This window comes from Nocardia rhizosphaerae (assembly GCF_042650365.1).
Classification (GTDB): domain Bacteria; phylum Actinomycetota; class Actinomycetes; order Mycobacteriales; family Mycobacteriaceae; genus Nocardia; species Nocardia rhizosphaerae.
In genome coordinates this window covers 1-26,568 of record NZ_JBHSBA010000009.1, presented here as the reverse complement: position 1 = coordinate 26,568, position 26,568 = coordinate 1, and the positions used below count along the sequence as shown (strand labels likewise).

Here is a 26,568-nt window from a genome sequence, read left to right as displayed (position 1 = left end):
TGGTGTTCACAGATCCGCGAGGAACGCGGTGACACGCTGGGCGATCCGGTCGGGGAACTCGCCGTTGATCGCGTGCGATGCCTCCGGCCAGATCTCCACCTGCGCACCGGGAATCAGCCGGGCGCTCGCCGCCGCCTTCGCCGGATCGTGGACGATGCTGCGGCCTGCGAACACGGCGAGTACGGGGACGGTGAGGCCACGCAACTGGTCCTCGGTCGGACGTGGCAGCAGTGGCTGTGCGCCCCGGTACTCCTTCATGCCCGCGGCGATCAGCCTGCCCTCCGGCACCGTGGCGTCCACCGTAGCGCCGCCGGAGATCCAGCTCAGCAGCTTGTCGCGCAGCTTGCCGGGCATACAAGGCAGCGCGCTGCCGAGCGAGACCACGATCATCTTCGGGCTCAGCGGTGCGAAGGTATTCGCCGGGTCGAGCAGCGTGATCGAGGCGATCCGGTCCGGCCGGTGCAGCGCGGTCTGCACTGCCAGGTTGGCGCCGATGCTCACACCGAGCAGATGCGCGCGCCGGAGACCGAGTCCGGCAAGCGTTTCCGAGATCCAGGTGGCCTGATCGGCACCGTCGGTGAGCTCGCGGTACTGGGCGCTCGCCCCCGGTTCGCCGACGCTGTCGACCGACCAGACGCTGTGCCTGGCCATCAGGCTCGGCAGGTTCGACGCCCACATCGGCGTGCTGGCCTGCCGCCCCGCCAGCAACACGATCGGGGTGGTGCCGCCCGGCCCGAAGCGATACGCGCGGACCGGGCCGAACGGGGTCGAGACCGCCGCGATCGCGTCGGGTCGCGGCAGCACGGCCAGGCCGGCACGGTAGGCGGTGGCGAAGCGTTCGAAAGCACGCCGATCGGGGAAGTAGCCGATCTTGCTCGCCGGGCGACCGATCAGGGGTGCCAGGAACAGCGCGTCCTCGGTCATGCCGCCGAGCGTAGTCCGCTGACCTGAGCGGACGGTGTGAACGCTCAGCGACCGCGCGGCACACTGCCGCACCGGCCACGAGACGAAGGGCACGCGATGCCGTACCTGTTGACCACGGCCGCTCGGCGCGCGACGCTGAGGTATGACAACTCACGAGGACCAGCAACTCGACGAGGTCATCGAGCGGCTCACCGTGCGCTACCCGACAATCGCCCCCGCCGAGATCGCCGACACCGTCCGGCGCGCCTACGACCAGTTCGCGAAGGTACACGTCCGGGACTTCGTGCCCCTGCTCGTGGAACACCATGTGCGCGAGGAACTCGGCGCACCGACAGGCGGTATCCCACCCATCCCAGGATGAGCGGACGCCCTCGGCGCTAGCGTGGGGTGCAGCCAACGCCGACCCGAGGAGATCCGCATGCCCCAGACCGTCCGCGCCGTCATCGCCCGTGCCGAGGACGCGCCGGTGGAGACCGTCGACATCGTGCTTCCCGAGCCGGGCCCGCACGATGTGATCGTCGAGGTCAAGGCCTGCGGGGTGTGTCACACCGACCTGCACTACCGCGAGGGCGGGATCAACGACCAGTTTCCGTTCCTGCTCGGGCACGAGGCGGCGGGCGTGGTGGAGACGGTCGGCGCGGCGGTCACCCATGTCGCGGTGGGCGATGTGGTGGTGCTGAACTGGCGCGCGGTATGCGGTGAATGCCGTGCCTGCCGACGTGGCCGCCCGTGGTACTGCTTCGACACCCACAACGCCTCGGCCCCGATGACGCTCACCGACGGCACCCCGCTCACGCCCGCCCTCGGTATCGGCGCGTTCGCGGAGAAGACCCTGGTGCACGAGAAGCAGTGCACCGTCATCGATCCCGACACCGATCCGGCCGTGGCCGGGTTGCTCGGCTGCGGAGTGATGGCCGGGATCGGCGCCGCCGTGAACACCGGCGCGGTGACCCGCGGTGACAGCGTGGCGGTGATCGGCTGTGGCGGAGTCGGCGACGCGGCCGTGGCCGGTGCCCGCCTCGCCGGGGCAGGCACGATCATCGCCGTCGACCGCGATCCGCGAAAGCTGGAGTGGGCGAAGGAATTCGGCGCGACGCACACCATCGACGCGGGCACCGAGGAAGTGGTGGAGCGGATCAAGGAGCTCACCGGCGGCTGGGGCGCCGATGTGGTGATCGACGCGGTCGGCCGACCGGAGACCTGGAAGCAGGCGTTCTACGGCCGCGACCTGGCAGGCACCGTGGTGCTGGTCGGCGTCCCCACCCCGGAGATGACCCTGGACATGCCGCTGATCGACCTCTTCTCGCACGGTGGCGCGCTGAAATCGTCCTGGTACGGCGACTGCCTGCCGGAACGTGACTTCCCGATGCTGATCGACCTGTACCGGCAGGGCAGGCTGCCGCTGGAGAAGTTCGTCACCGAGCGGATCGGCCTCGACGATGTCGAGCAAGCGTTCACCGCGATGGGCGAGGGCCGGGTGCTGCGTTCGGTGGTGGTCCGGTGAGCGCCCGCATCGACCGGGTCGTCACCTCTGGCACGTTCAGCCTCGACGGCGGCACCTGGGACGTCGACAACAATGTGTGGCTGATCGGCGACGACGCGGAGGTGCTCGTCGTCGACGCGGCCCACGATGCCGACGCCATCGCCGCGGCGGTCGGCACCAGGCGGGTCACCGCGATCCTGTGCACGCACGGTCACAACGACCACGTCACCGCGGCGCCCGCGCTCGCCGAACGGCTCGACGCGCCGATCCTGCTCCACCCCGGCGACGACCCGCTGTGGCGGATGACCCACCCCGACACCGCGTACCGGTCGCTGGCCGACACCACCCGGATCACGGTGGCCGGCACCGATATCGACATCCTGCACACTCCCGGTCACTCCCCCGGTTCGGTCTCGCTGTACCTGCCCGAACTGGCGGCCCTGTGCACCGGCGACACCCTGTTCGCCGGTGGCCCCGGCGCCACCGGCCGCTCCTTCTCCGATTTCGGCACCATCATCGATTCCATCCGCGACCGGCTGCTCACCCTGCCCGAGGAGACCACGGTGCACACCGGCCACGGCGACACCACCACCATCGGCGCCGAGCGGCCCGCCCTCGCCGACTGGATCGCCCGCGGGCACTGATCCGCGCTCCGGGGTCTCGGGTGGCGCGGTGTAAGCGCGCGGCCACACCGGCCCAGGGCAGGCGGCTTTCAGTCGTCGCAGCAGTCGCACGACGGCGCGGACGCCGCTCCGATCGGCGGGGTGGCGCAGCAGGTGTCGCCGCGCCAGGCGTTGCGGCCTTCCTTCACGGCGATGACGGCGATCACCAGCGCGGCGATCGGGTCGGCCCACGACCAGCCGAGCAGAGCGTTGAGCAGGAGGCCGACCAGCAGGACCGCGGACAGGTACGTGCACAGCAGGGTTTGCTTGGAGTCGGCGACGGCCGAGGCGGAGCCGAGCTCGCGGCCCGCCTTGCGCTGCGCGGCCGACAGGAACGGCATGACCACCAGGCTCGCCGCGGCCAGCGCGATGCCGATCGGCGAATGCGCCGCCTCGCCGGCCCCGAACAGCGCGCGCACGGCATCGACCGTCACGTAGCAGGCCAGCGCGAAGAAGGAGAACGCGATGATCCGCAGTGCGACCTTCTCCCGTGCCGCCGGATCGCGACCGGCGAACTGCCAGGCCACCGCCGCCGCGGAGGACACCTCGATCACCGAGTCCAGCCCGAACCCGATCAGCGCCGCCGAGGACACCCTGGTGCCCTCGGCCAGCGCGATGATCGCCTCCAGCACGTTGTAGGTGATCGTCGCGGCGACCAGCCAGCGGATCCGCCGGGCCAGCATCGCCCGCCTGCCCGGATCGGAAAGCAGCTGGGGCATCCCGAGATCGGCCATCAGCAGCACTCCTCGGCGGCAGCCGCGGGGCAGCAGGCCGGATCGACGGCGAGCACCAGCCCCACCAGATCGTCGAGTGCCCGCCCGATCCGGGGATCCGCCAGCTCGTAGCGGTTGCGCCTGCCCTCCGGCATCGCGACCACCAGTCCGCAGCCACGCAGGCAGGCCAGGTGATTGGACAGGATCTGCCGCGAGACACCGATCTTGTCCGCCAGCTCCGACGGGTAACCGGGCCCGGCCCGCAGACTCAGCAGGATCTGTGTCCTGGTGGAGTCCGACAGGGCGTACCCGAACCGGGACAGTGCGTCGCGCTGCATCACCGTGTCCATGACCAAATGGTACATGGATATCTGTATTCAGGAAATTCTGTACTTCTCGGAGCGTAAACATTCCGTAAGCCGGTTCGGCGACAGTGAGTGCACAGCAGCCAACTGGCCACCGGAACGGATCGGCCACCACGGAAGGAAGCACCAATGCGCAAGTTCAAGCTCCAGGTCCAGACCACCATCGACGGCTTCATGGCGGGCCCGAACGGCGAGATGGACTGGATGACATTCGCGTGGAGCGACGATCTGTCCGCGCATGTCGGCGCGCTGACCGATCCGGTGGACACCATCGTGCTCGGCCGCAAACTGGCCGAGGGCTTCATCCCGCACTGGGCCGCGCAGCCGGAGCACGAGACCCAGGAGTCGATCGACTTCATGAACAAGACACCGCGCGTGGTGATCTCGCGCACGCTCACCGAATCACCGTGGGACAACGCCGTGGTCGCCACCGACGCGGCCGCGACCATCCGCGACCTGAAGGCGCGCGAGGGCGGCGACATCATCGCCTACGGCGGCAGCGAGCTGGTCAGCGGCCTGATCGCCGACGGCCTGTTCGACGAGCTGAACCTGTTCGTCAACCCGACCGCCATCGGCGCGGGCCTGCCGGTGTTCGCCGCGACCGGCACCAACCAGCCCTACACGCTCGAGTCGGCGACCCGCTTCGGCTGTGGCGTCGTCGGACTGCGATACGTGCCTGTCGCGTCCTGAGGGTTCGTGGCGCTCGTCGAGCATCCCGGGGATATCGCCGCCCGGCAGGACGATCGGTTGCGGATGGTCGTCAGGCTTGACCCGTCCGGTCAGGCCGGTGCGGCGACCATCCCGGCGATCAACTCCCTGGCATTGTCGACCGGAATCGCGCGCCCCGCGGCGTGTGCGGTGGTGAACGCGTCCGCACCGAGCGCTGCCCGCACCGTCGCTGTGGCACGGTCGATATCCGGGCGCTCGGCGGGCAACAATGGCATTCCGGTCGCCGCGCGCAATGCCTCCGCCGCGCCGAGCAGCCGTGCGGCGGTATCGAATTCGCCGAGAGCCGCGGTGGCCGCCGCGGCACCGCCGAGGGCGAAGGCGGCATCGCGCGGGGCATCGATACGCCGAGAACCGTCGAATGCGCGCAAGTGCTCGGCCAGCCCCGCCGCGGGTTCACCGCGCAGCTCGAGCAGATACCCCAGCTCCACCTGCAACATCGGCACGAACAGCAGCGTCTCGGTGGTGTCGGCGAATCCCGCGAGCAGGGCGCGCACACGTCGCTCCGCCTCGCCGTGGTCACCGTCCCTGCGGGCGGTGAAGGACAGCACGATCTCGGCGAAGAGCCGCCCCTCCCCGTCGCCCTGTTCGGCCGCGAGTGCCATGGCCTGCTCGGCGAAGTCTCGGGCCTCGCCGAATTCGTTGTGCTGCATGGCGATCCAGCCGAGCCAGCACAGGTGCGCGGCGACCTGCCCCCACAGGTCCAGCTCCCTGGCCAGGACCAGCGATTCGCGATGGATCTCGGCCGCGCCTGCCAGGTCGCCGGTGAGTTCGGCCAGGCCACCGAGCCATTCGGCGGCTTGCAGCCTGCCCCAGCGTTCCCCGAGCTCGCCGAACATCCGCGCGGCCGTCGTCGCGTGCTGGGTCAGCGCCGCGACATCGGCTCGGCTGTGCGCCGATTTCGCCAGCGCCGCATGGATGATCGCCACGCTCCACCGGTCGCCGACCCGCTCGCACTCGGCGAGCAGGGCGCGCACCGAGGTCTCCAGGTCCTGATCGGCACCCGCCTCCAGCGCCGCCATCAGCCCGATGACCTCGGCACGCGCCCGCTTGGCCGGATCGTCGAGCAGCGCAAGCCCCGCCGATACCTCGGCGCGCCGGGCACTCACCTCCGTGAAATCGCCCTGCCGGAAGGCGGTGACCAGGCGCCAGGCCGCCACCGGCGCGCGCAGGCGCGGATCGCCCCCCAGCGCCAGCGCGGCCTCGAAGCTGCGGCGCGCCGGGCCGAGCCTGCCGCGCAACAGCCAATACCAGGCCAGCGCGTCGGTGCAGCGCAGGGCGGCGTCGGCGTCCCCGGCGCGCAGGTAGCCATCCAGCGCGGCACGCAGATTCGCGTCCTCGCTGTCGAGAGTCGTCAGCCAGCGCTGCTGGTCGGCACCGAAGAGTTCCGGCGCGGCCGTCTCGGCGAGCCCGAGATAATAGGCGTGCGCGGCGTGGCGCACCTGCGCTTCCTCGCCCGCCTCGGCCAGCCGGTCCAGACCGAACGCGGCAACGGACTCGAGCAGCAGGTAGCGGCGCCCCCGCTGCCGCACCAGGGACCGGTCGACCAGCCGCGCGACCGTATCGGCGACCACGGCAGGCTCGATCGTCGGTGCGCCGTCGGACACCGTTGTGGCGCACACGGATTCGGCGGCAGCCAGGGTGCAGCCACCGGCGTGCACCGCCAGCCTGCGCAACACCGCGCACTCGTCCTCGTCGAGCAGCCCCCAGCTCCAATCGATCATCGCCGCCAGCGTCTGCTGCCGGGGCGGCGCGCCACGGTGCCCGGTGGCCAGCAGCCGGAACCGGTCGTCGAGCCGGGCCACCATGTCGCGCACCCCGAGCGCGCGGACCCTGGTCGCGGCGAGTTCGAGCGCGAGCGGAATGCCGTCGAGCCGACGGCACAGGGTCGCGACCGCCTCGGCATTACCCTCGTCGAGGACGAAATCACCCGCACCGGCCTGCGCGCGGGCGACGAAGAGCCGCACCGCGTTCGACGCGGCGATCACCGCCACCTCGCTGCCCGCGGGCGCCACCGTGAGCGGCTCGATCGCGACGACCTCTTCCCCCGTCAGCCGCAGCTGTTCCTGACTTGTGGCCAGGACGCGCAGGCCGGGCGCTGCCCCGAGCAGCAGCTCGGCCAGCTCGGCGACGGCATCGATGACGTGTTCGCAGTTGTCGAGCACCAGCAGCATGTCCTGCTCGGCGAGCGTGTCCGCCAGCGCCGCCGCCGCACCAGCACCCGGACGCACCCCGATGACCTGGGCGACCGCGTCGGCGACCCGATCCACATCGGTGGTCGCCGCGGCCAGCGGGGCGAGTTCGACCAGCCAGACTCCGTGCCGGTAGCGATCGGTGAGGCCGGCCGCGGTGGCGGTGGCGAGCCGGGTCTTGCCCACGCCGCCCGGTCCGATCAGCGATACCAGCCTGGACCTGTCGACGGCGGCGGTGAGGGCGGCCAGATCGGCGGCGCGGCCGATCAATTCGGTGCGCTGAGCACGGATATTGGTGGTCCGCCTGCGCACCACCGGCGCCGGGCGCGACACCACGAGTCCGGGGTCCTGGCCGAGGATCGCGCGGTGCAGGTCGACCAGTTCCGGGCTCGGGTCGAGACCGAGTTCGTCGGCGAGCTGCCTGCGCAGGTCCTCGTAGCTGTCGAGCGCCTCGGCCTGGCGGCCCGCGCCGTACAACGCGCGCAGCTGCGCCGCCCGCAGCCGTTCCCGCAGCGGATGCGCGGCGACGAACGGCGCGAGATCACTGACCACCGGCCCGTATTCGCCCTCGGCGAGCCGCGCTTCGGCGAGTTCCTCCACCGCGACCAGTCGCAGTTCTTCCAGCTGCGCGATGCCGGAGCGGGCGAACTCCGCGTCGCGGAAGTCGGCGAAGGCCTGGCCGCGCCACAGTCCGAGCGCCTCGGTGAGGCTCGCGATCCTGGCACCGGGATCGGTCCGGGTCCGCGCCTCGGCCAGCAGCGCACGGAACCGCAGCGCGTCGACCTCGGTGGTCGCCAACCGGTAGCCGGGCGGCGGGGAGACCACGAGATCGCGGCCGCCCGGCTCGGCGTCCTCGAACGCGCGGCGCAGCTGCGACGCCTTGGCCGCGAGGGTGCCCGCCGGGTTGCCGGGCGGGTCATCGGCCCAGATGTCGTCGACGAGCCGGTCCGCCGATACCGGCTGACCGGCCGCGAGCAACAGATCCGCCAGCAGCGCGCGCACCTTGGTGCCCGGCACCCCGACGACGGCGCCGGCGTCGGTCCACACCGTCAACGGACCGAGCACACCGAAACGCATAACCGCAGCCTAGGCGGTTTCCGGTGCCAACGGCATCCGACCGTAAACAAACCGGAAGGCCCGGCGCGCACTGTGGTCACAACGTCATCGACACCACAGGGAGAACCACCATGAAGCTCACCGCTCTCGCCATCGCCGCAGGCATCGCCGCCACCACCGTACTGTCCGCCTGCGGCGCGGGACGACCCGCCGATACCGCGCAGCCCGGCGCGTACGCCGAGGTCAACGGCCTGCGCATGTACTACGAGCGCCATGGCGCCGCCAACGGCCAGCCGCCGCTGGTGCTGCTGCACGGCGCGCTGTCGGGCATCGGCACCGACTTCGGCGAGCTGATCCCCGACCTGGCGCAGACCCGCGAGGTGATCGCCGTCGAGCAGCAGGCGCACGGACGCACCGCCGATATCGACCGTCCACTGCGCACCTCGCAGATGGCCGACGACACCGTCGCCCTGCTCGGGCAGCTCGGCATCGACCGGTTCGACATCCTCGGCTACAGCATGGGCGCCGGTGTCGCCCTCGACATCACGCTGCGGCACCCCGAGCTGGTACGCAAGCAGATCCTGCTGTCCGGCGGACTCGGCGCCGAGGCCATGCACCCCGGACTGCTGGACGGCCTGGCCCAGCTGAAGCCGGAGGACCTGCACGGCTCACCCTTCCACGCCGACTACCTGGCCAACGCGCCACGTCCCGAGGACTTCCCGCAACTGGTGGCCAGGGTGATCGAGCACGACCAGAACGCGATGCCCTCGGTGTCGCCCGAGGCCGCGGGCGCCGTCACCACGCCGACGCTGACCATCATCGGCGACTCCGACATCGTCCGGCCCGAGCACTCGGTCGAGATGTTCCGGCTGTTCGGTGGCGGCATCATGGGCGATACCCCGGCCGGCCTGCCGAACTCGCAGTTGGCGATCCTGCCCGGCACCTCACACATCAGCGCGCCGCACCGGCCCGAGCTGCTGCTGCCGATGATCCCCGCGTTCCTCGACGCGCCCGTCAAGGATGCCTGATGACCGGCTCGCTGCGGGTGGCGCTGATTCTCGGCTCCACCCGCACCGGCCGCTTCGGGCCGCTGGTCGCCGACTGGTTCGCCGCCCGCTGCGACCGCCGCCCCGACCTGCGGGTCGACCGCATCGACCTGGCCACCGCCGCGCTGCCCGAGCAGCTCCCCGACCTCGACGAACCCACCCCGGAACCCGTGCGCGAGCTGGGTTCGCGGCTCGCGAAAGCGGACGCGTTCGTCGTGGTCACTCCCGAATACAACCGCAGCTTCCCGGCACCGGTGAAGAACGCCGTCGACTGGTTCGATGTGGAATGGGCCGCCAAACCGGTGTCGGTGGTCACCTACTGCCGCGACGCCGAGGGCGGCCATGGCGCCGCCCAGTTACGTCAGGTGTTCGGTGAACTCAATGCCGTCCCGATCCGCCGCACCGTCACCATCACCAAGGCCTGGCAGCGCTTCACCATCGACGGCACCTGGCCCCGTCGCGACCCTGAACTCCACGAATCGGTCGAAGCGACGCTCGACCAGCTCGTCTGGTGGGCCGCGGCCCTCCGAACAGCCAGGGCCGCTGCGCCGTTCGTTCCGTGAGCAGACCGCGCGCCGGTTCGCCCGGCGCGCGGTCTGCGTGCTAGTCGCCGGAGAGCGATGCCGACATCGAGGACGAACCGGTGAGCAGCCCCGGAATCAGGCACTCCCAGAGCAGATCGGCGCCGGGCATCGGACTGCAGCTCGCCTGGGGTAGCGCGACGGGGGTCTGCGCAGCACCGGCTGTCGGCGCGAATCCGACCACCGCGGCGGCTACCGCGACGCCGAACAAGACTCGTTTCTGAAGCATGCTTCGTTCTCTTTCCTGGCGGGAGGATGGCGACGCACCGATCGTATTTTCCGCCTGGTGCACCGCCAACCCCCTGATTCCATGGCCACTACCTCAATTCGCCTCGGTGTAATAATGCTGCGGCCCCGGCACGCACGGGCTGCGCAGAGCCGAGAAGGTGGCCAGGTCGCAGATGCCGCTGGTCAGGAGCTGGAACGGGGTGACGCCGAGCAGGACGAGGAAGCCGATGAGGTCGCCCTGCTGGGCGAGGTAGATCGCCGAGCGCATCGCGGCCGATCCGGAATCCACCACCGAAGAGCCTGCGTCGTAGTCGGTGGCGGTCGGGACGGGGTCGGCGGCGGCCGGGGCGATGGTGAGCAAGCCGAGTCCGGCCACGGTGGCCGCGGTGAGACGGAAGGTGTAACGCATCGTTGCGCTCCTGGTTTCGAGAGGGTCGGGGTCAGCGGGGTGGGACGCTCAGGTCGCGGTTCATGGTCGGGATCTCGATGCTGATCGGCATCCGCAATTCGGCCAGGTAGATCAGCGCCGCCTTGCGGAGGAATTCGTCGAGCAGCCAGTAGGCGTCGGCCACCGGCGGTACCGCGCCGAGCACCCCCTCACGCACGGCGATGAACGGGCCCCAGCTGAATCGCAGCAGCGGATCCCACACGGGTTCACGCGGAATCAGCAGACCGTCGGCCATGGCGTCGCCGAGCAGGAAGCGGGTGAAGGAGCCGAGCACCGGCTTGGTGAGCAGCGCGAGATCGATATTGGCGCCGAGGCTCAGCAGCCGGTCGGCCAGCTTGGCGCCCTCCGGCGTCGGGGCCAGGATCGGGTCGAGGACCTGCGCGGCCTGCGCGTTGGCCGCGGGCCACGAGTTCGGGATGTATTCGTCGCGCACGCCGAGCATGTGCGCGGCGACCTGCCAGGAGTGCAGGAACGCCGCCGATTCGTTGCCGGGGATCGGCACTCCCCAGTTGGTGAGGTGCTTGTTGACGGTGGTCGGCAGGCTGTGCCAGGTGACCATGATGTCGTTCTGGCTGATCGGCTTGTCTTCCTCGGCCGCGCGCACCCAATGCGGCGACTGCGGCAGCAGATGCCGCACCGCCGCATGCACCAACCTCGTCTTCACGCAGGTGACGACCATCTCCCCGTCTGGGGCATAGGCATTCGAGCTGCCGATGTCGTAGCCGAGTTTGGCGGTCTTGGAAATGCGGTCCTCGAGATCGTGACCGCCCTTGGAGTAGTAGACCGCCCGCGCCTCCTTGGGAATGACGGTGCTCATCATGCCGCTGGCGAATCCGTAGAGCACGCCGAGATAGAGCCCGCGCTTCTTGTTGAACTCGATCGCCGTGTTCAGTTTCGCTGGATCGGCCCAGTGCGGCATCCGGCGGGCGTACTCCATGAAATCGCGCAGTTCCGTTGGCAATCCGTCAGGCAGGGCCTGTCCGTTGCGCGTCCAGGTCCGCAGCAGTTCGTTGACCCGCGGCACCTGGCCGCTGTCGATCAGGCCCGCGACCAGATCGTCGGCCTCCGGGTCCCACACCGTCATCGGGTCGGCGCCGGAACCGGATCCGGCGACCGACTCGGCCGGTGACCAGGTCCACGGCTGCGCCCGGACCGGCGCGGTGAGACCGAGGGCGCCGAGCGCCCCCAGGATTCCGCCCGCCTTCAACGCCCCACGTCTGTTCAGTCCATCCATTGCGTCACTCCTGAGTACCGGGAAGGTCCGCGCGCACACGGAGACGACCCAAGGCGCCCGACCATGAATCGGCGGAATGCATAGTAACTTAACAAGAGTGACACTGAGCCAGCACACAATTCGCCGAAGTGCCGCAGAAGCGCCTCGATCAACCCCGCGGCCGGTTCCATACAGGAGATTATCCTGTCCGAACAGAATATGACCTGCAGCCTTGCAGCATCGAGCCGCGACGGCCATGTTCTCGCGCGCATCCAGCCACTCGCGCGACCGTGCCTGGCAATGCCCAATAGGTCGACGAAATGACAAGTAACTTATTGATCGACTGTGTCCGATGGTGAACGACGAACCGCACGACTGGCCCTTGCACGGGGGGTGTCCGCCCAGCCTGGGCGCCGGTGATGTGGCGCACGGATTCGCGCCCGCCGGACAGCGTCGCGCTACCCTCGTCGGCATGTCGAGCAGCCACACCTCCCACGCGAACAGGCGTGGTCGGCTGCGATGGCTGCTCGTCGCGTTCGCGATCGTCGTCGCGGCGCTACTCGCCCAGGGCTCCGCGTGTCATGACGCGGTCGCCGCGCGACACGGCGATACCGTCTGCACCACAGCGGCGCCGACCGCCCAACCCAGTGGGTTCACCACCTCCCTGGACGAGTTCGCCTGGCCCGCATCGGATGCCGACCCCGCCATCGACATGCTCGGATTGTGTGTGGCTCTGCTGTTCGCGGTACTCGCCGTCGCCGCGCTGCTCGGCCTTCCCACCGTGAACGCGATCGTGCCTCGTACCGCAGGCCGGGCGCGTGTCGCGGCCCCACCACGCCTGCCGACGGCACCCTCTCTCGCCATGCTCTGCGTGCTGCGGACATAGGCCGAACCCAGCTCCGCCGCACCCCTCACTCCCGGCGCGTCGAGCGCCGCGGCTCCCTGCGCAGGTGTCGTTGCCCTGCGCTCGAACGACGAAAGGCGCGACGCGATGTTCGCGACGATGACACTCAGCAGGAAATTCGCCATAGCGGTGGTGGTCGGCACGGTCGCCACGGTGCTCACCCTGATCGTGGTCAACCGGTCGACGACGGCGGAACCGGCACCGCCGAGGGCGGCCCAGGTGGTCCGCCCCGACAGCCACCGGCTCTCGGTGGCCCCCGACGGCAAGGTCACCCTGGTGGAGTTCCTCGATTTCGAATGCGAGGCCTGCGGCGCCGCCTTCCCCGCCGTGGAGCGGTTGCGCGCCGAATACAGCGACCGGGTCACCTTCGTGGCCAGGTACTTCCCGATCCCGAGCCACCGCAATGCCGAGGCCGCGGCCCGCGCGGTGGAAGCGGCTGGGCGCCAGGGCAAGTGGGAACCCATGTACCGGATGATGTTCCAGACCCAGGCCGAGTGGGGCGACCAGCGCGTCTCCCATGTCGAGACCTTCCGCGGCTTCGCCCGCGACCTCGGCCTCGACATGCCCGCCTTCGAAGCGGCCTGGACCGACCCCGCCACCGCCGCCCGCGTCGGCGCCGACCGCGCCGACGGCCTCGCGCTCGGCGTCCGCGGCACACCCACGTTCTTCATCGGCGACACGGCGTTCGACGGCCCGCCCAGCTACGCCGCGCTGAAGTCCGCCCTCGACGCGGCGCTGGCGGAGTAGGCCACGTCAGAGCACCTTCTCCGCGCCGCGAAGGGTGGCGGCGAGCCGTTCCAGCAGCGGCGCGGTGGCGGCATGGGAGAAGCGGAAGATCGGCGACCACGGCGCGACCTGCCCCGCCGCCACCGCGGGCAGGCTGCGCCACACCGGCCGACCGGCGAGGGCATCGGGTTGCAGGCCGGAAGCCCGATCGTCGAGCAGGATCAGATCCGCCGGATACCGGTCGGCCATCTCCCAGCTCAGCGACTGGAAGTAGCCACCGGGATCCACCTGGTCCGGGACGACGAGGTCGACCCCGAGCTCGGTGAAATAGCTCAGATCGGCCGCGGCGCGCGGATCGGAGACGTAGCAGAGTTCGGGCGACGCCGACACGGCGAGCACCCGCAATCCGGGGCGTGCCGCCACCGCGTCCCGCACCGCCTGCGACGCGACCGCGAAGCGCTGTTGCGCGGCCGCGGCCGCCGGGGATGCCGGGTCGGCACCCAACGCCTCGGCCAGGATCCGGTAGCGATCGATGATGTCGGGAAGACGCCGACCCGCCACCTCGATGGCGAGCACATTCGGATTCGCCGCCTCGATCTTGCTCAGGCTTTCGTCGGGCACATACCAGAGGCGGCCGGGCACATACGAATCCGTGACGAGCAGGTCGGGCTCGAGCAGCGCGTACTTCTCGATGTCGAACTCGCCCCACGCGTCACCGACCACCGTCACCGACTTCGGGTCGAGCTCACCGAGCAGATCCGGCGACCCCGCCTCCCCGAAGATACCCACCACCCGATCCCGCACCCCGTAATCGGCCAGCGCCCCCGCCGACCCCGTGAACGCCACCACCCGCCGCGGCGCCTTCCCCAGCCGCAGCGTGTCGCCACGCCCATCCGCGAACTCCCAGTTCCCGGCGCTGCCACCGTCCTCGGCGTCCACACCACACGCCACCAGGCCTGCACTCACACCCACTGCCCCCGCCACCGCGAAGAATCGGCGGCGGCTCAGCGCTCTGTCCGGTCGATCCGGGTTCGCGTTCACGATCCTCCTCCACGCATGGCAATCGGCTCGCAAACACTAGAACACAATTAATTAGGCAAGGCAAACCTTATTCATTGCTCGCCAGGAAGCCCGCCAGCTGCTCGGCGAAACCCGGGGCCGCAGGCACGAAATGACCAGCCCCCACCGCGACCACCCTGCGCGCCCCCAACTCCTCGGCGAGCCGATCACAGATCCGTTCGAGCGCACCGGCATGCCCACCAGAAGCCACCAGCGCGGGCACCCCCGCCGCCCGTATCGCCGCCAGATCCGGCCGCGCCTGCCCCGGCAGCCGGGCACCCACCGTGCGCCGCAACACCTCCATCGGCAACCGCCCCGACGCCGGCGCACCGGCGATGCCGAGAAACTCCCGCAGCATCGCCGGATCAGCCTCCGCACCACGGGTGAGCACCTCGTCCCCCAGCTTCTCCAGCCGCGCCACCTCGGCATCCCCCGGCGCGAGAAAGTAGAGCGGCGGCTCGATCACCGTCACCGACCGCACACACCCCGGCCGCTCCGCGATCGCGAGCAACGCCCCCAACACTCCATACGAATGGGCAACCACATGCGGCCGCCACTGCGCGAACACCCGCCCCAGATCCCCCGCATCGACCGCGAAATCCTGCCGCCCACCCACCATCGCCGGACTGTCGCCGAACCCCCGCCGATACACCGACAACAACGTCCACCGCCCCGCCAACCCCACCAACCCCGCCCACGTCGCCCCAGGCCCCGCCCCACCATGCACCAACGCCACCGCAGGACCGGTTCCGCGCTCGACAATCGAAAGAGGTTGCACGCGTACCAGTCTCCGCCATCCCGTTCACTCTGCACAGGGCACCGGGAATGACTGGATTGATGGAAGGCCAAGTCCGATTGCATCGTGCTGTGCGGACGTCGGCGCTCGACCATCGATCGAAGTACCCTGCCCAGCTCCCCTGACCCATATGCGCACGAAGGGACCGAAACGGGCTATAGATACACTTACGTGTCGGATATGTCAAACAATCGAATGTAGGATGCCGTGTACTCGGTTGTAAGGTTCGAGAGGTGAGAATCCGACGTTGAGGCCGCGGTGGCGCTCGAGGCGCTGGCGTGGAATTCGCGGGGCGCCGACAAGGATCTCACCGACATTGCCTCGCTTTTCGAGGTCGTCCAACCAGCATCGCAACTCGCTGACCAAATGGCAGCTCGACCGGAAGCCGCTGAGGGGTGTCCGGCTCGACACCGCCCGCGCGTTGAGCCGACTGTGCTCCGCTCTCGACCGCGGGAACATCGCTCGCTCGGTTATCGTGAACCAACGAGCTGCGCCCCCGCGTCAGCAATCCGTGTGGATGAAGACGCGGAGTGTATCGGCGCCCCCATCGTGGATGACGACGTATCGCCTCGGATCCCGGTAGCCCTCTACCGAGTGCTCGTTTCCGACGTCAGTCGTCAGCGGATCGCTCATTCCCGTTGCGTCCCAGTACGACTTCCACGACGAAGGCACGCCGGGAGCGAACTCCGCGAAGCCAGATCGCTCTTTGAACTCGCCAACCGAGCTGGACGGAAGATCGGCCACCGCCACGGAGGTCGACTCCCTGAATCGGGTCTCATGTCCCTGTGCCGCAACCTTCCGTGCCGCATCGCGGTCAAAGCACCGCAGTGTTTGCGGAATCAGCGGGGCGGACAACAATGCCGTGCAAGAAGATGTCGACGATGGTCCCCAGGCTATCGCCCAGTTCGCCCGGCTCGCTGCGATGGCGAGCCCACCTGTAGAGCGCGCCCAGGTAGACGTCCCGCAGCATGTCGCCCACTAGGGTGGCGTCGACATCAGCGTCGATTTGGTTGCGCTCCTGACCCATCCGCAGGATGCGGGCAAAGACCTCCGCGGTGTGCGGAGCTTCGGTGAGGGGCTTGCCGGCCTTGACCCACGCGCTCAACATGGTCTCGCTGAGCTCGCGCTCCTCCTCATTCACCTGCGCCAGCGTTGCGAAGCACAGGTGCAGCACGGAGGCGACATCGGTGCTCCCGATGCTCAGGGGTAGCTCGAGCCGCTTGCTCACCGCGCGGCGGCGGAGTTCGGCCCATTCGGTGATGAGGTCATCCTTGCGCTGGAAATAGTTGAAGAACGTTCCGCGCGCGACGTCGGCACGTTCGGTGATGTCGTCGATCGTGGTCCCCTCGTACCCCTTCTCTGCGAAGAGCGCGACGGCCGACGAGTAGATCTGATTGCGAACTCTTTGCTTGTTCCGCTCCCGACGCCCCTTGGACGCGGCGTGCGGTTGATCGCTGGGCACGGCGCTCCTCCTTTGCCTGCTCATGCCAGGGTGGCATAGCAAATGAACTCGTGACAATTAATGAACCATAGTACATAACTCCAAGGGAATGCGTTCACGTAGTGGGCGTAGCACCACGTGAGCCAGCGAGCAGGTGGTGGCCGGAACACTTCGGGTGCGGCATCGAAACAACAAGCACGGCAGCACCATCCGGCCTACACCTTACGATCTTGACCCACAGCACGGACGGAGTCGCTGTCGCGGCAGCACGCCTAGCGCAACCTCGCACCTCAAGTTAAACTTACTCTGCAGTACAGATTTGGACTGCAGGGTGGATTGCTGCCAGGGGCAGCGTGTTCGACCCCTCGGGTAGAGGGGCAGGGAGGGAAACTGATGTACACCGAGCGGGGAACGGCATCGACGGCGATAGCTGTGATCGGGATGGGGTGCCGATACCCGGGAGCAACCGGGATCGACGAGTTCTGGAGTCTGCTGATCAATGGGGAGGACGCGATCACGGACGTTCCTAGCGATCGCTTCGATATCGCGGCAGTCTTCGATCCCACGCCGGGCACACTGGGCAAGACGGTGTCGCGGTACGGCGGATTCGTCGACGATGTGTTCGGCTTCGACGCCGCGTTCTTCAACATGGCCCCGGTTGAGGCGAGGGGAATGGACCCTCAACAACGCATGCTGCTGCAGGTCGCATGGGAAGCCCTGGAGAACGCGGGAATTCGTCCATCGACGCTTGCCGGCAGTCGCAGCGGCGTGTTCGTGGGCCAGGCCACAGCCGAATACGGTGAGCAGTACGCCGAATCCATGGATATTCGAGAGTCCGCGGGCAGCCGGGTCCGTGGCGTGACCTCGGGTCGACTCTCCTATGCGCTGGACCTGCGGGGTCCAAGTCTCACGGTAGACACCGCGTGCTCTTCGTCATTGGTGGCGGTGCATCTAGCCAGGCAAAGCCTGCTCTCCGGCGAGAGCGATCTGGCGATCGCCGCAGGGGTGAATCTCGTGCTGACGCCGACCGACGCAATCACGTACTCGCGGGGAGACATGCTGTCACCCTCGGGTCGTTGCCAATTCGGTGACGCGGGTGCGGACGGATTCGTGCGCAGCGACGGTGTTGGCGTGGTCGTACTCAAGCGGCTGTCGGATGCGCAGCGCGATCGGGACCCGGTCCTGGCGGTCGTGCTGGGCAGCTCGGTGAGCAATGACGGCCAAGGCAGTGGACTGCTGCTGCAACCTGCAGTCAGCGGCCAAGTGTCCATGGTTCAGCAGGCTTGCGAAGCAGCAGGCGTGGTCCCGGCCGATCTTGACTATGTCGAGGCGCATGGCACCGGCACCACCGTGGGTGACGGTGTCGAACTGCGGGCACTGGGTGCGGCCATCGCCGATGGCCGCAGGGGTGACCAGCCTTTGTGGGTGGGATCGGTGAAGTCGAATATCGGGCATACGGAATCCTCCGCAGGCATAGCCGGATTCATCAAGGCGACCTTGATCGCCAGGCACGGGACCATGCCCGCCTCGCTGCACGTGCGTTCGCCGCACCCCCTGTTGGCCGATCTCCCGATCGAGATCGTCACGCGTACAAGCGCGCTGCCTCGGCGGTCAGGGCGGGCGCTTCTCGGGGTGAGTTGGACTGACACCTCGAAGTCACGAAGACGACTTCCTCGGACAGTTCGTCCCCTGCTATTCCCTACTGGTGGGAGGCCCGCCGATTCGGCGTGTGGAAGAGCTTCTCGCTCTGATCCGCGCCGGCGTAGTCACAGTCGCCGGACCGGGGGCGGAGGTCGTCGACGATGGTTCGGCCGTAATCGTGCGGTCACCTGCGGTTCCCGGCTCGATCGTGGTGGATCGAGTGATCGACGCGCGGATTCCGAAGTTCGATCCCGTCCAGGACGGATCTGGGCTGTACCGCCAGTTGTTTGCCGATGGCTTGGTGCGGCGATTCCGTCACGACGGGGCATCCGGCGCGGTGGAGACCGGCGCATGCGAGGTGGATCCTCGCACCAATGCGGCCATCGGAGCCGATGGATCCGTGACGCCGGGACTGTTCATTCTAGGAATTCCGACCGAACGACAACGGTGGTTCACCCAGATCGGCGCACGCCGCGTGCGCACGAACGGCACCTTCGGGCGCGATGCCGAGCGGGTAGCGCGTGCGGTAGCCAACTCCCTTACCAATCAAAGAATGGTGATCAAATGACAGAGAGGACGTTTGGCGTGAATCTTCCTTTACACGGCGATCTGGTGAGCCTGGTTCCGATGGAATCGGAACATATTCATCCCTTGTGGGAAGCGACCGCCGGTGGACACGAGTCGTATCGATTCACGCTCGTACCAATGGATCTGGACGGCATGACCGCCTATGTCGAGAGCGCGTTGAAAGAGCGTGATGCGGGATCGGGACTGCCCTTCGTTATCTTGAACCACGACGGTAGGGTCGTGGGATCGACCCGGTTCCGCTGTATTGAGCGTTGGCCTGCTACCTCGGTGCGTCCATCGGTTACGGTCGCTGAGATCGGCGGTACCTGGCTATCGGTTGAGACACAGCGGACCGGAGTAAATGCCGAAGCCAAGCTGCTGCTACTGGATTACGCCTTCGGACCCATGGACGCTTTTCGCGTATCGCTCATGACAGATGATCGAAATGAGCGGAGTCGCAAAGCAATCGAGCGCATCGGGGCTACCTTCGACGGGGTGCTGCGCGGCCACATGCCTGCTTTCGACGGAGCGGTCAGGGACTCTGCCATCTACTCTATCTTGCGGAGCGAATGGCCCGAACTGCGCACATCGTTGCAGCAGCGAATCTGGAAGGCGAACCATGCTCCGAATGAGTAACCTCGACACCCTGATGCTTTACCGCGACAGGCGCGGTGCGCAGCGGCAGATCGTATACGTCGGGCTGTATGAGCCGCACCCGTCCAAGTCGATCGACGAGGTTGTTGAGTTGCTGGTCGATCGATTGACGACCCTCAGCGGCGAGATCCCGATTCTCACGCGGCGGCCGGTGACTCCTCTTTCCGGTGTCGGGCATGCCTATTGGCAGGACGTGACCGACTGGAGTCCCGTAGTCGGTGTCGGACGGGGCCGGGTGCCGGCTCCCGGCGGCTGGACCGAACTGTGTGACTATGTAGCCGGGCTACACACGCAGGAAATCCCGCTGACCGGGCCGTTGTGGCGGCTTGACGTTGTCACAGGTCTGGACAATATCGATGGAATTCCGCCGGGTGGATTCGCGGTCGTATTCCGTGTTCATCATGCTGCTGTAGACGGCGGGTTCGGGCTCGAGATTCTGAAGCGACTGCATGACGGTGCACGGCCCGAGCGGGGCCTGATGGGCTCCCCCACACCACGCTCGGATTCGGAGCACGGACGGGCACGAGAGGATTTCCGCTCCTTGATTCGAGAGTTGCGCACGATGGGTCGCGGGCTCGCTGGGGCTCTCAAGATTCTGGCGGGCGGTGGAATGTCCGGTACAACGGTCGAATGTACCGCAATGAATTCGTCGGTCACCCACGAAAGAGCAGTGCGGGTTTGCCGCTTTTCCTATCAAGATATTCGTGCTGTGCGTCGCGCCGTCCCGGGTGCCACTGTCAATGATGTCTTCCTGGCGGTCGTCGGTGCGGGAATGGATGGTTACCTTTCCGGACGAACGAATGAGCATACCGATATCCGGGCGCTGACAACATGCATGCCGGTCTCGATCGCCCAGGGTTGTACCGCCGACCCGCTGGATGGTATGTCGAGTGCGAATCAGTTCGCGATTCGATTTGTCTCTCTCGGCGAGCCCGACAGCCGACCACTCGACCGCTTGGCAAGTATCCGGAACTGGACTGTGGAAGCGAAATCCACTGTCAAATTTGGAAGCGGCGACGGACACGACCTGCTTCCCGGGCCGCTGGAATGGAACTATCGGCTCAACGCGTGGGCGGCGGCCCGGGTCGGCCATGTGCTCGGTGGGCATACCGTGACCACGAATGTACCCGGACCGCGCGACAAAATTTCCCTGGACGGATGCGAATGTGTCCGGCTGTTCGGTTTCGCGCCCATATATGACGGCGTCGGGGTCGTACATACTATGTCGAGTTATGGCGATGACGTCTCGCTCGCGATCCTCGCAGACCCGACGATCATCGATATCGAGGAATACGCCGTTTCGATTCAACAAGCCTTCTCCGATCTCGCGGATGCGACTGCAGACGTGGGCGCGGGACAGGCCGGCCGCCAATGACTACGGAAGCAGGAACTGCGATCGGCGCGCCGAGTATCTCCCAATCACCGAGACGGTGGCTGGGGCTTGCGGCTCTGTCGGTGAGTGTACTGGTCGTGGGTTTCGATGCGACCATCCTCAATGTCGCGCTGACCACGTTGTCCACCGAGTTGGACGCTTCGACCAGTCAATTGCAATGGATCATCGACGCATACCTGCTGGTCTTCGCCGCCATGCTCCTACCAGCGGGTCTGGCTGGTGACCGTTTCGGGCGCGCACGAACCCTGGTGGCCGGCCTGCTGATTTTCGGCGTGGCCTCGCTCGTCGGCGCGTGGTCGGACACGTCGACGGAGGTTATCGCGGCCCGTGCCCTCATGGGTGTCGGTGCCGCTGTGATCCTGCCCGCGACTATGTCCTTGATTCCGACGTTGTTCGCCCGGGAGGAACGAACGCGAGCGATCGGAATCTGGTCGGCTGTCTTCGCAGCCGGAATACCGTTAGGTCCTATCCTCGGCGGATGGCTATTGCGGCACTTCTGGTGGGGCTCGGTGTTCGTGGTGAACCTCCCCATTCTGATCATCGCGGTGATCGCATCGGTGGTGTTCCTTCCGGAGTCTCGCGACGAATCGGTGCCCCGGATCGACTTCCCCGGTGTCATCCTGGTCGTGGTCGGCTTGTCCGCGCTGGCGTACGGGATCATCGAAGCGCCAACCGAAGGTTTGGCCGCGGCGAATGTCATTGCCGCCCTGGTGGCCGGGATTGTGCTGCTGGGCGCCTTCGTCGTCTGGCAGCACCGGGCGAGCAGTCCCATGATCGATGTCGCACTGCTGCGTTGCCGTTCGTTCGTGGTGGCGATCGTTGTGACAACGCTCGCCAGCGCCGTCATGTACGGCGTCCTGTTCCTCGTGCCGCAGTATTTGGAATCGGGCATGGGCAACGACGCCTTCGGGACCGGTGTTCGGATCTGGCCCTTGGCATTCGGTGTGCTGTGCGCGGCGGCGGTGACCGAACGGCTCGCTCTCCGCTTGGGGTACGCGAAAGTGATCGCCGCCGGGATGGCGATCCTTGCCACGGGCTGCGCGATTGGGGCGATGACCTCGGTAACTGACCGGTATTGGTACATGGCGGTTTGGCTTGCCGTCGTCGGGTTGGGACTTGGCCTGTCCCTGATTCCCGGACTGGACGTCGCGCTCAAGGAGCTATCTGACGACGAGGCCGGGCGGGGAAGCGGATTGGTCATGGCCTTCCGGCAGATAGGCGCGGCGCTCGGCGTCGCCGTGCTGGGCAGCGTGATGTCCACCCAGTATCGACGTCACCTTGTGGTCGAAGCCTTGCCGCAGGATGCGGCCGATGCGGCACAACGGTCGTTTGAGGGAGCGGCGGTTGTTGCGCAACGGATGACGGCGTTGGGGTTGGACGGCGAGCACCTGCTCGGCAGCGCATTGCACGCGTATCTGCGTGGCATGTCGCACGCCTTGGTGGTTTGCGGATTCATCGCCATTCTCGGATCACTGACCAGTCTGATCTTCCTGACGAGAAGTTCAGAGGCCGACGTCGATCCGGTTGCCCCCGAGTAATCCCCACCACGCCTCACAAGAATCGAGGAACCGCCATGCGCGCGACCATCATTCACGCCCCTGGCGATATTCGGTTGGAGACCGTGCCCGACCCGACCATCGTCGCCTCGACCGATGCGATCATCCGGACTGTCGCCACCTGCGTGTGTGGTTCCGACCTCTGGGACTATCGCGGGGTCAATCCGGTCGTCTCCCCGCATCCGATCGGTCACGAATATGTCGGTGTGGTAGAGGAAGTCGGGCGCGACGTCAGCTCGGTCACGCCGGGAGAATTCGTCATCGGCTCCTTCTACGCGACCGACAACACCTGCCAGCACTGCTGTAGCGGCTATCAGTCAGCCTGCGTGCGCCGTGAATTTGTGAACGGTTGCCAAGCCGACTACATTCGCATCCCTTTCGCAGACGGCACCCTGGTCTCCACCTCCGACCTGCCCGACGACAGTCTGATCCCCGACCTGCTGGCCCTGTCGGACGTGATGGGCACCGGCTGGTACGCGGCGGTAGCCGCCGACGTCAGACCGGGCTCCACAGTGGTAGTGGTGGGCGATGGCGCGGTCGGTCTGTCCGGGGTGCTCGCAGCTCGTGAACTCGGCGCGGAGCGGATCATCGCGATGAGCCGCCACGACACTCGGCAGCAGCTGGCAACCGACTTCGGCGCCACCGATATCGTGACCGAACGTGGCGGCGATGGCATCGCGGCTGCCATCGAACTGACCGGCGGCATCGGGGCCGACTGCGTACTCGAATGCGTCGGAACGCAGGAGGCGATGCGGCAGGCCCTGAAGTCCGCCCGGCCGGGTGGCAACGTCGGGTTCGTTGGCGTCCCGCATGGCGTTACGATCGCATGCGAGGAGCTGTTCTTCTCGCATGTCGGTCTGCGCGGTGGTCCCGCCCCGGTGCGCCGCTTTCTGCCTGACCTCATCGATCGCGTTCTTACTGGCCGCATTGAACCAGGCAAGGTTTTCGACCTCGAGTTGCCATTCGACCAAGTCGCTGAAGGGTACAAGGCGATGGACGAACGCCGTGCCATCAAAGCCCTCCTGCGGACCTAACAGTTGGATCGGAGGAAGTCCTCGACGGACTCACCGGCGTACTGTGCGGGAGGTTCTGTTTTGTCACGAGGTCGCCCTAGTGGCGACCGAGGCTCGGCACATGCGCGTCAAAGACCAACGTGGGAATGGCCTGATGCGCTGCGCCGGCGCGCGGATACTCACTACGCGGAGCGTCCGCGCGCCTATCGTGTACCGCCCGCAGGTCGAGACTTGGCTACTGTGCCAAATAGGACTACTTGTGTGCGGCCGACAAATCGGTGATACCGAAGGCATACGCGCAACTGGCGAGAATCGAGGTCGACGTCGTGGGACGTGCGGTCGAGACAGAGATTTCCGGCCATGACCGTGCATATCGTGCCCCGCTTTCGGGCAGATCCAAGTTGGGCACGGCACGCTGCCGCACAGGCAGGCCACGACACTCAGATCGCGTAGTCCCCGGCTATGACCAGGCGTTTTTCAGTTGCCCATGTTCTGCGTGTCCTGCCGAGGAATCGAACCTGCGACGGGCCCGGCGGGCAACGGTGCGTGCCCCCGTCATCGAACAACCGCACCTTGGACAGCTCCACGGTCCACGACCTCGCCCCACGTGGGTGTACGTTTCGCTGCAAAGTCCGAATACCTCGACGAAGGGGCGCGAGCTCGATGAAGCACGAATACGAAGCTACCTTCCTGGCGGTGGACGTCGTAGCGATCAGAGCGAAGCTCGAGGCGCTCAGCGCGACGCAGCAGTTCCCTCGGACCCTGTTGACCCGCAAGATCTTCGACGGCGAGATGGTGCCCGAAGGAGCCTGGGTCCGCCTCCGAGACGAAGGCACCCGAACGACGTTGACACTCAAACGCGTCACCGATTCGACCGCCATCGACGGCACCACCGAGGTCGAGACCACAGTCGGCGACCCCGAATCGATGGCCGAAATTCTCACCGAGATCGGGCTCACACAGACCCGGTACCAGGAGAACTACCGCGACGAGTGGAGCCTCGGCGACGTCGTCTTCGATCTCGACACCTGGCCGGACCTGCCCACCTTTCTAGTGGAGTGATTCCAAAGTTGTTGGACTGTATGCGGTCTGGTTGAATCTGTGCGTGCGAGCTGCCCCTCTGGTGTTGCGTGATGGTGACCGAGAGATCCTGCAGGCCTGGATCCGGTCGACGACGATGAAGTCCGGACTCGTTCTACGAGCCCGGATCATCACCCTGGCCGCCGATGGTGTGGCCCATGCCGAGATCGCTCGCAGGTTCGATATCTCGCGTCAGACCGTGATCAACTGGCGGTCCCGCTACCTCGCGCACGGGATCGAGGGGCTCCACGACGAGCACCGGTCAGGACGGCCACGAACCTTGGACCGGGACAAGTTGATCACCACAACATTGACCCCGCCACCACGCAAATACGGTGTCACCCACTGGAGTTCGCGGCTTCTTGCTGATCATCTCGGTATCGCGCACGGGACTGTGTCGAAGGTGTGGAGCGAGTACGGAGTCCAGCCGTGGCGAGCCGAGACGTTAAAGTTCTCGACCGATCCCGAATTGGCGGGCAAGGTCACCGACATCGTCGGGCTCTACATGAACCCACCCGAGAACGCGATCGGGACTGCTGCATGAGTAGGTGACATCTGATCTGTGGTGCCAGCAGGCACTGCTGGAAGGATGTACCCGTGCCCAAGCCCTACCCCAAAGAGTTCCGCGACGACGTCGTGCGCGTTGCCCGCAATCGAGAGCCCGGCCAGCAGCTCAAGCAGATCGCCGCCGATTTCGGGATCAGCGAGTCGTGTCTGGCCAACTGGATCAAGCAGGCCGATGTCGAGGACGGCAGCAAACCCGGAACCACTGCGACCGAGAACGTCGAGCTACGCGAAGCACGGAAACGGATCCGGTTGCTCGAGCAGGAGAACGAGGTGCTTCGCCGGGCTGCGGCGTACTTGTCGCAGGCGAACCTGCCGGGAAAATGATCTACCCGCTCGTCCGCGAGCTGGCCGCGGACGGGATTCCCGTCGCGGTGACGTGCCGGGTCCTGGGCATCGCGCGCCAACCGTACTACCGGTGGCTCGCCGACCCGATCACCACTACTGACCTCGAGCAGGCGTATCGGGCCAACGCCTTGTTCGATGCCCACCGCGACGACCCCGAGTTCGGGTACCGGTTCCTCGCCGACGAGGCCGCTGACGCAGGCCAGTCGATGGCGGCGCGGACCGCGTGGCGGCTCTGCTCGGCCAACAGATGGTGGAGCAGTTTCGGCAAGAAACGCGGCACCAAGGACCGTCGATCGGGGCCGCCGGTCCATGACGACCTCGTCGAACGGGAATTCGTCGCCGAGTCACCGAACAGGTTGTGGCTCACCGATATTTCCGAACATCACACCGGTGAAGGGAAGCTGTATCTTTGCGCGGTCAAGGACGTGTTCTCGAACCGGATCGTGGGCTACTCGATCGATTCGAGGATGAAAGCCGGCCTCGCCGTTGATGCACTGGTCTCGGCGGTGGCTCGACGTCGCACCGTTGGCGACGAGGTCGCTGGTTGCGTGGTTCACAGCGACCGCGGGTCGCAGGGCGGATTCAACTGGTCGTCGCAACACCTTGACCGTGGAGGTGTTGCGCAGTGGCGACGAAGGACTGGGTCGCGAAGACGAGCGAGGTTCCCGAAGGGGCTCGACGGCAGTGGCGCGCGGATCGGGCGTTGCGGCCCCCGATGCGCTCGCCTGGTCGGCCTGAGCCCTCGCGGGCGGTGCAGCGGCAGTTCTGGCGTCTGATCGCGACGGGCATCACCTCGGCCGAAGCAGCGTTGAAGGTGGGCGTATCCGTGCCGGTTGGGACCCGCTGGTTCCGCCACGCTGGCGGCATGCCGCCGATCTCTCTGGCCGAGCCCACCGGGCGTTACCTGTCCTTCGAGGAGCGTGAGGAAATCGCGCTGCTGCGCGCCAAGCAGGTCGGCGTGCGTGAGATCGCGCGCAGGATCGGCCGCGACCCGGGGACGATTTCCCGCGAACTGCGGCGCAACGCGGCCACGCGCAGCGGGAAGCAGGAATACCGGGCGTTGGTGGCGCAGTAGAAGGCTCAGCAGGCGGCGAAGCGTCCGAAGACAGCGAGGCTCGCGACGAATGACAGGCTGCGTGAGTACGTCCAGGAGCGCCTCGCCGGGAATATCCGCCGGCCCGACGGCAGC

The 26,568-nt window shown here is 67.2% G+C and carries 27 protein-coding genes and 2 pseudogenes; 19 read left to right on the top strand and 10 right to left on the bottom strand.

Features of this window, described 5'->3' with window-relative positions; translation table 11 throughout:
* Nucleotides 1-6 precede the first annotated feature (6 nt).
* Nucleotides 7-924, bottom strand: coding sequence for an alpha/beta fold hydrolase (locus tag ACFOW8_RS18985; RefSeq protein WP_378552151.1), 918 nt, complete (start codon nucleotides 922-924; stop codon nucleotides 7-9).
* 142 nt (nucleotides 925-1,066) lie between these two features.
* Between ACFOW8_RS18985 and ACFOW8_RS18980 the strand changes: the two genes are divergently transcribed.
* Genes ACFOW8_RS18980 through ACFOW8_RS18970 form a run of 3 tightly spaced genes read left to right on the top strand, consistent with a single transcriptional unit; the run spans nucleotide 1,067 to nucleotide 3,051 of the window.
* Nucleotides 1,067-1,285 carry a three-helix bundle dimerization domain-containing protein gene (locus ACFOW8_RS18980; RefSeq protein ID WP_378552150.1) on the top strand — a complete coding sequence of 73 codons (219 nt, stop codon included), beginning with the start codon at nucleotides 1,067-1,069 and terminating at the stop codon, nucleotides 1,283-1,285.
* 57 nt (nucleotides 1,286-1,342) lie between these two features.
* On the top strand, nucleotides 1,343-2,428 hold the full coding sequence (locus ACFOW8_RS18975; RefSeq protein WP_378552149.1) for an S-(hydroxymethyl)mycothiol dehydrogenase: 1,086 nt from the start codon (nucleotides 1,343-1,345) through the stop codon (nucleotides 2,426-2,428).
* Nucleotides 2,425-3,051, top strand: coding sequence for an MBL fold metallo-hydrolase (locus ACFOW8_RS18970; RefSeq protein WP_378552147.1), 627 nt, complete (start codon nucleotides 2,425-2,427; stop codon nucleotides 3,049-3,051). The genes ACFOW8_RS18975 and ACFOW8_RS18970 overlap by 4 nt, the downstream gene beginning before the upstream one ends.
* Nucleotides 3,052-3,119: 68 nt before the next feature.
* Here the strand turns inward: ACFOW8_RS18970 and ACFOW8_RS18965 are convergent, their stop codons facing one another.
* Nucleotides 3,120-3,803 carry a cation transporter gene (locus ACFOW8_RS18965; RefSeq protein WP_378552146.1) on the bottom strand — a complete coding sequence of 228 codons (684 nt, stop codon included), beginning with the start codon at nucleotides 3,801-3,803 and terminating at the stop codon, nucleotides 3,120-3,122.
* Nucleotides 3,803-4,132, bottom strand: coding sequence for an ArsR/SmtB family transcription factor (locus tag ACFOW8_RS18960; protein WP_378552145.1), 330 nt, complete (start codon nucleotides 4,130-4,132; stop codon nucleotides 3,803-3,805). Before ACFOW8_RS18960 ends, ACFOW8_RS18965 begins: the two co-directional genes overlap by 1 nt.
* A 144-nt stretch (nucleotides 4,133-4,276) precedes the next feature.
* Between ACFOW8_RS18960 and ACFOW8_RS18955 the strand changes: the two genes are divergently transcribed.
* Nucleotides 4,277-4,837 carry a dihydrofolate reductase family protein gene (locus ACFOW8_RS18955; protein WP_378552144.1) on the top strand — a complete coding sequence of 187 codons (561 nt, stop codon included), beginning with the start codon at nucleotides 4,277-4,279 and terminating at the stop codon, nucleotides 4,835-4,837.
* 89 nt (nucleotides 4,838-4,926) lie between these two features.
* On the opposite strand, the gene ACFOW8_RS18950 is transcribed toward ACFOW8_RS18955, so the two are convergent.
* Nucleotides 4,927-8,142, bottom strand: a complete 3,216-nt coding sequence (locus tag ACFOW8_RS18950) for a BTAD domain-containing putative transcriptional regulator (protein WP_378552143.1) — start codon at nucleotides 8,140-8,142, stop codon at nucleotides 4,927-4,929.
* Between the two features lie 110 nt (nucleotides 8,143-8,252).
* On the opposite strand from ACFOW8_RS18950, the gene ACFOW8_RS18945 reads away from it, so the two are divergent.
* Nucleotides 8,253-9,149, top strand: coding sequence for an alpha/beta fold hydrolase (locus tag ACFOW8_RS18945; RefSeq protein ID WP_378552142.1), 897 nt, complete (start codon nucleotides 8,253-8,255; stop codon nucleotides 9,147-9,149).
* Nucleotides 9,149-9,730, top strand: coding sequence for an NADPH-dependent FMN reductase (locus tag ACFOW8_RS18940; protein WP_378552141.1), 582 nt, complete (start codon nucleotides 9,149-9,151; stop codon nucleotides 9,728-9,730). Before ACFOW8_RS18945 ends, ACFOW8_RS18940 begins: the two co-directional genes overlap by 1 nt.
* Before the next feature lie 40 nt (nucleotides 9,731-9,770).
* On the opposite strand, the gene ACFOW8_RS18935 is transcribed toward ACFOW8_RS18940, so the two are convergent.
* From ACFOW8_RS18935 to ACFOW8_RS18925, 3 genes are all read right to left on the bottom strand, one after another.
* Nucleotides 9,771-9,977 (bottom strand): hypothetical protein, encoded by a 207-nt coding sequence (locus ACFOW8_RS18935; protein ID WP_378552139.1) that lies wholly within the window; start codon nucleotides 9,975-9,977, stop codon nucleotides 9,771-9,773.
* 93 nt (nucleotides 9,978-10,070) lie between these two features.
* Nucleotides 10,071-10,385 (bottom strand): hypothetical protein, encoded by a 315-nt coding sequence (locus tag ACFOW8_RS18930; protein WP_378552137.1) that lies wholly within the window; start codon nucleotides 10,383-10,385, stop codon nucleotides 10,071-10,073.
* A gap of 31 nt (nucleotides 10,386-10,416) precedes the next feature.
* Complete coding sequence (locus ACFOW8_RS18925) at nucleotides 10,417-11,658, bottom strand: oxygenase MpaB family protein (RefSeq protein WP_378552136.1); 1,242 nt, start codon at nucleotides 11,656-11,658, stop codon at nucleotides 10,417-10,419.
* A 451-nt stretch (nucleotides 11,659-12,109) separates the two neighbouring features.
* Here ACFOW8_RS18925 and ACFOW8_RS18920 point away from each other — a divergent pair, with 451 nt between their 5' ends.
* Both ACFOW8_RS18920 and ACFOW8_RS18915 read left to right on the top strand, forming a co-directional pair.
* The gene (locus ACFOW8_RS18920) at nucleotides 12,110-12,523 is read left to right on the top strand and encodes a hypothetical protein (RefSeq protein WP_378552135.1); all 414 of its coding nucleotides are present in this window, start codon (nucleotides 12,110-12,112) and stop codon (nucleotides 12,521-12,523) included.
* A gap of 117 nt (nucleotides 12,524-12,640) precedes the next feature.
* Nucleotides 12,641-13,288 (top strand): DsbA family protein, encoded by a 648-nt coding sequence (locus tag ACFOW8_RS18915; protein WP_378552134.1) that lies wholly within the window; start codon nucleotides 12,641-12,643, stop codon nucleotides 13,286-13,288.
* 6 nt (nucleotides 13,289-13,294) lie between these two features.
* Here ACFOW8_RS18915 and ACFOW8_RS18910 read toward each other — a convergent pair whose 3' ends face one another.
* From ACFOW8_RS18910 to ACFOW8_RS18900, 3 genes are all read right to left on the bottom strand, one after another.
* The gene (locus ACFOW8_RS18910; protein ID WP_378552133.1) at nucleotides 13,295-14,308 is read right to left on the bottom strand and encodes an ABC transporter substrate-binding protein; all 1,014 of its coding nucleotides are present in this window, start codon (nucleotides 14,306-14,308) and stop codon (nucleotides 13,295-13,297) included.
* A gap of 67 nt (nucleotides 14,309-14,375) precedes the next feature.
* Nucleotides 14,376-14,945, bottom strand: a complete 570-nt coding sequence (locus ACFOW8_RS18905) for an alpha/beta hydrolase (RefSeq protein ID WP_378552132.1) — start codon at nucleotides 14,943-14,945, stop codon at nucleotides 14,376-14,378.
* A 991-nt stretch (nucleotides 14,946-15,936) separates the two neighbouring features.
* A complete protein-coding gene (locus ACFOW8_RS18900; protein ID WP_378552130.1) occupies nucleotides 15,937-16,584 on the bottom strand; it encodes a TetR/AcrR family transcriptional regulator in 648 nt (215 codons plus the stop codon).
* A gap of 372 nt (nucleotides 16,585-16,956) precedes the next feature.
* Here ACFOW8_RS18900 and ACFOW8_RS18895 point away from each other — a divergent pair.
* The 11 genes and pseudogenes from ACFOW8_RS18895 to ACFOW8_RS18845 form a co-directional block, all read left to right on the top strand.
* Nucleotides 16,957-18,042, top strand: a pseudogene (locus ACFOW8_RS18895) (beta-ketoacyl [acyl carrier protein] synthase domain-containing protein); the annotation flags it as partial.
* A gap of 250 nt (nucleotides 18,043-18,292) precedes the next feature.
* Nucleotides 18,293-18,772 carry a hypothetical protein gene (locus tag ACFOW8_RS18890; protein WP_378552317.1) on the top strand — a complete coding sequence of 160 codons (480 nt, stop codon included), beginning with the start codon at nucleotides 18,293-18,295 and terminating at the stop codon, nucleotides 18,770-18,772.
* Complete coding sequence (locus ACFOW8_RS18885; RefSeq protein WP_378552306.1) at nucleotides 18,769-19,407, top strand: GNAT family N-acetyltransferase; 639 nt, start codon at nucleotides 18,769-18,771, stop codon at nucleotides 19,405-19,407. The genes ACFOW8_RS18890 and ACFOW8_RS18885 overlap by 4 nt, the downstream gene beginning before the upstream one ends.
* Nucleotides 19,400-20,800 (top strand): wax ester/triacylglycerol synthase domain-containing protein, encoded by a 1,401-nt coding sequence (locus ACFOW8_RS18880; protein WP_378552129.1) that lies wholly within the window; start codon nucleotides 19,400-19,402, stop codon nucleotides 20,798-20,800. Before ACFOW8_RS18885 ends, ACFOW8_RS18880 begins: the two co-directional genes overlap by 8 nt.
* Entirely contained in the window at nucleotides 20,797-22,356 is a 1,560-nt protein-coding gene (locus ACFOW8_RS18875; RefSeq protein WP_378552127.1) for an MFS transporter, read from the top strand. Before ACFOW8_RS18880 ends, ACFOW8_RS18875 begins: the two co-directional genes overlap by 4 nt.
* A gap of 35 nt (nucleotides 22,357-22,391) precedes the next feature.
* Nucleotides 22,392-23,408 (top strand): zinc-dependent alcohol dehydrogenase family protein, encoded by a 1,017-nt coding sequence (locus tag ACFOW8_RS18870; protein ID WP_378552125.1) that lies wholly within the window; start codon nucleotides 22,392-22,394, stop codon nucleotides 23,406-23,408.
* A gap of 642 nt (nucleotides 23,409-24,050) precedes the next feature.
* Entirely contained in the window at nucleotides 24,051-24,449 is a 399-nt protein-coding gene (locus ACFOW8_RS18865; RefSeq protein ID WP_378552123.1) for a CYTH domain-containing protein, read from the top strand.
* Nucleotides 24,450-24,492: 43 nt separating this feature from the next.
* A complete protein-coding gene (locus ACFOW8_RS18860; protein WP_378552122.1) occupies nucleotides 24,493-25,011 on the top strand; it encodes a helix-turn-helix domain-containing protein in 519 nt (172 codons plus the stop codon).
* 53 nt (nucleotides 25,012-25,064) lie between these two features.
* A complete protein-coding gene (locus ACFOW8_RS18855) occupies nucleotides 25,065-25,358 on the top strand; it encodes a transposase (RefSeq protein ID WP_378552120.1) in 294 nt (97 codons plus the stop codon).
* Nucleotides 25,355-26,155 (top strand): DDE-type integrase/transposase/recombinase, encoded by an 801-nt coding sequence (locus ACFOW8_RS18850; protein WP_378552118.1) that lies wholly within the window; start codon nucleotides 25,355-25,357, stop codon nucleotides 26,153-26,155. The genes ACFOW8_RS18855 and ACFOW8_RS18850 overlap by 4 nt, the downstream gene beginning before the upstream one ends.
* Nucleotides 26,095-26,568: pseudogene (locus tag ACFOW8_RS18845) on the top strand (helix-turn-helix domain-containing protein); the annotation flags it as partial. The gene ACFOW8_RS18850 and the pseudogene ACFOW8_RS18845, both read left to right, overlap by 61 nt.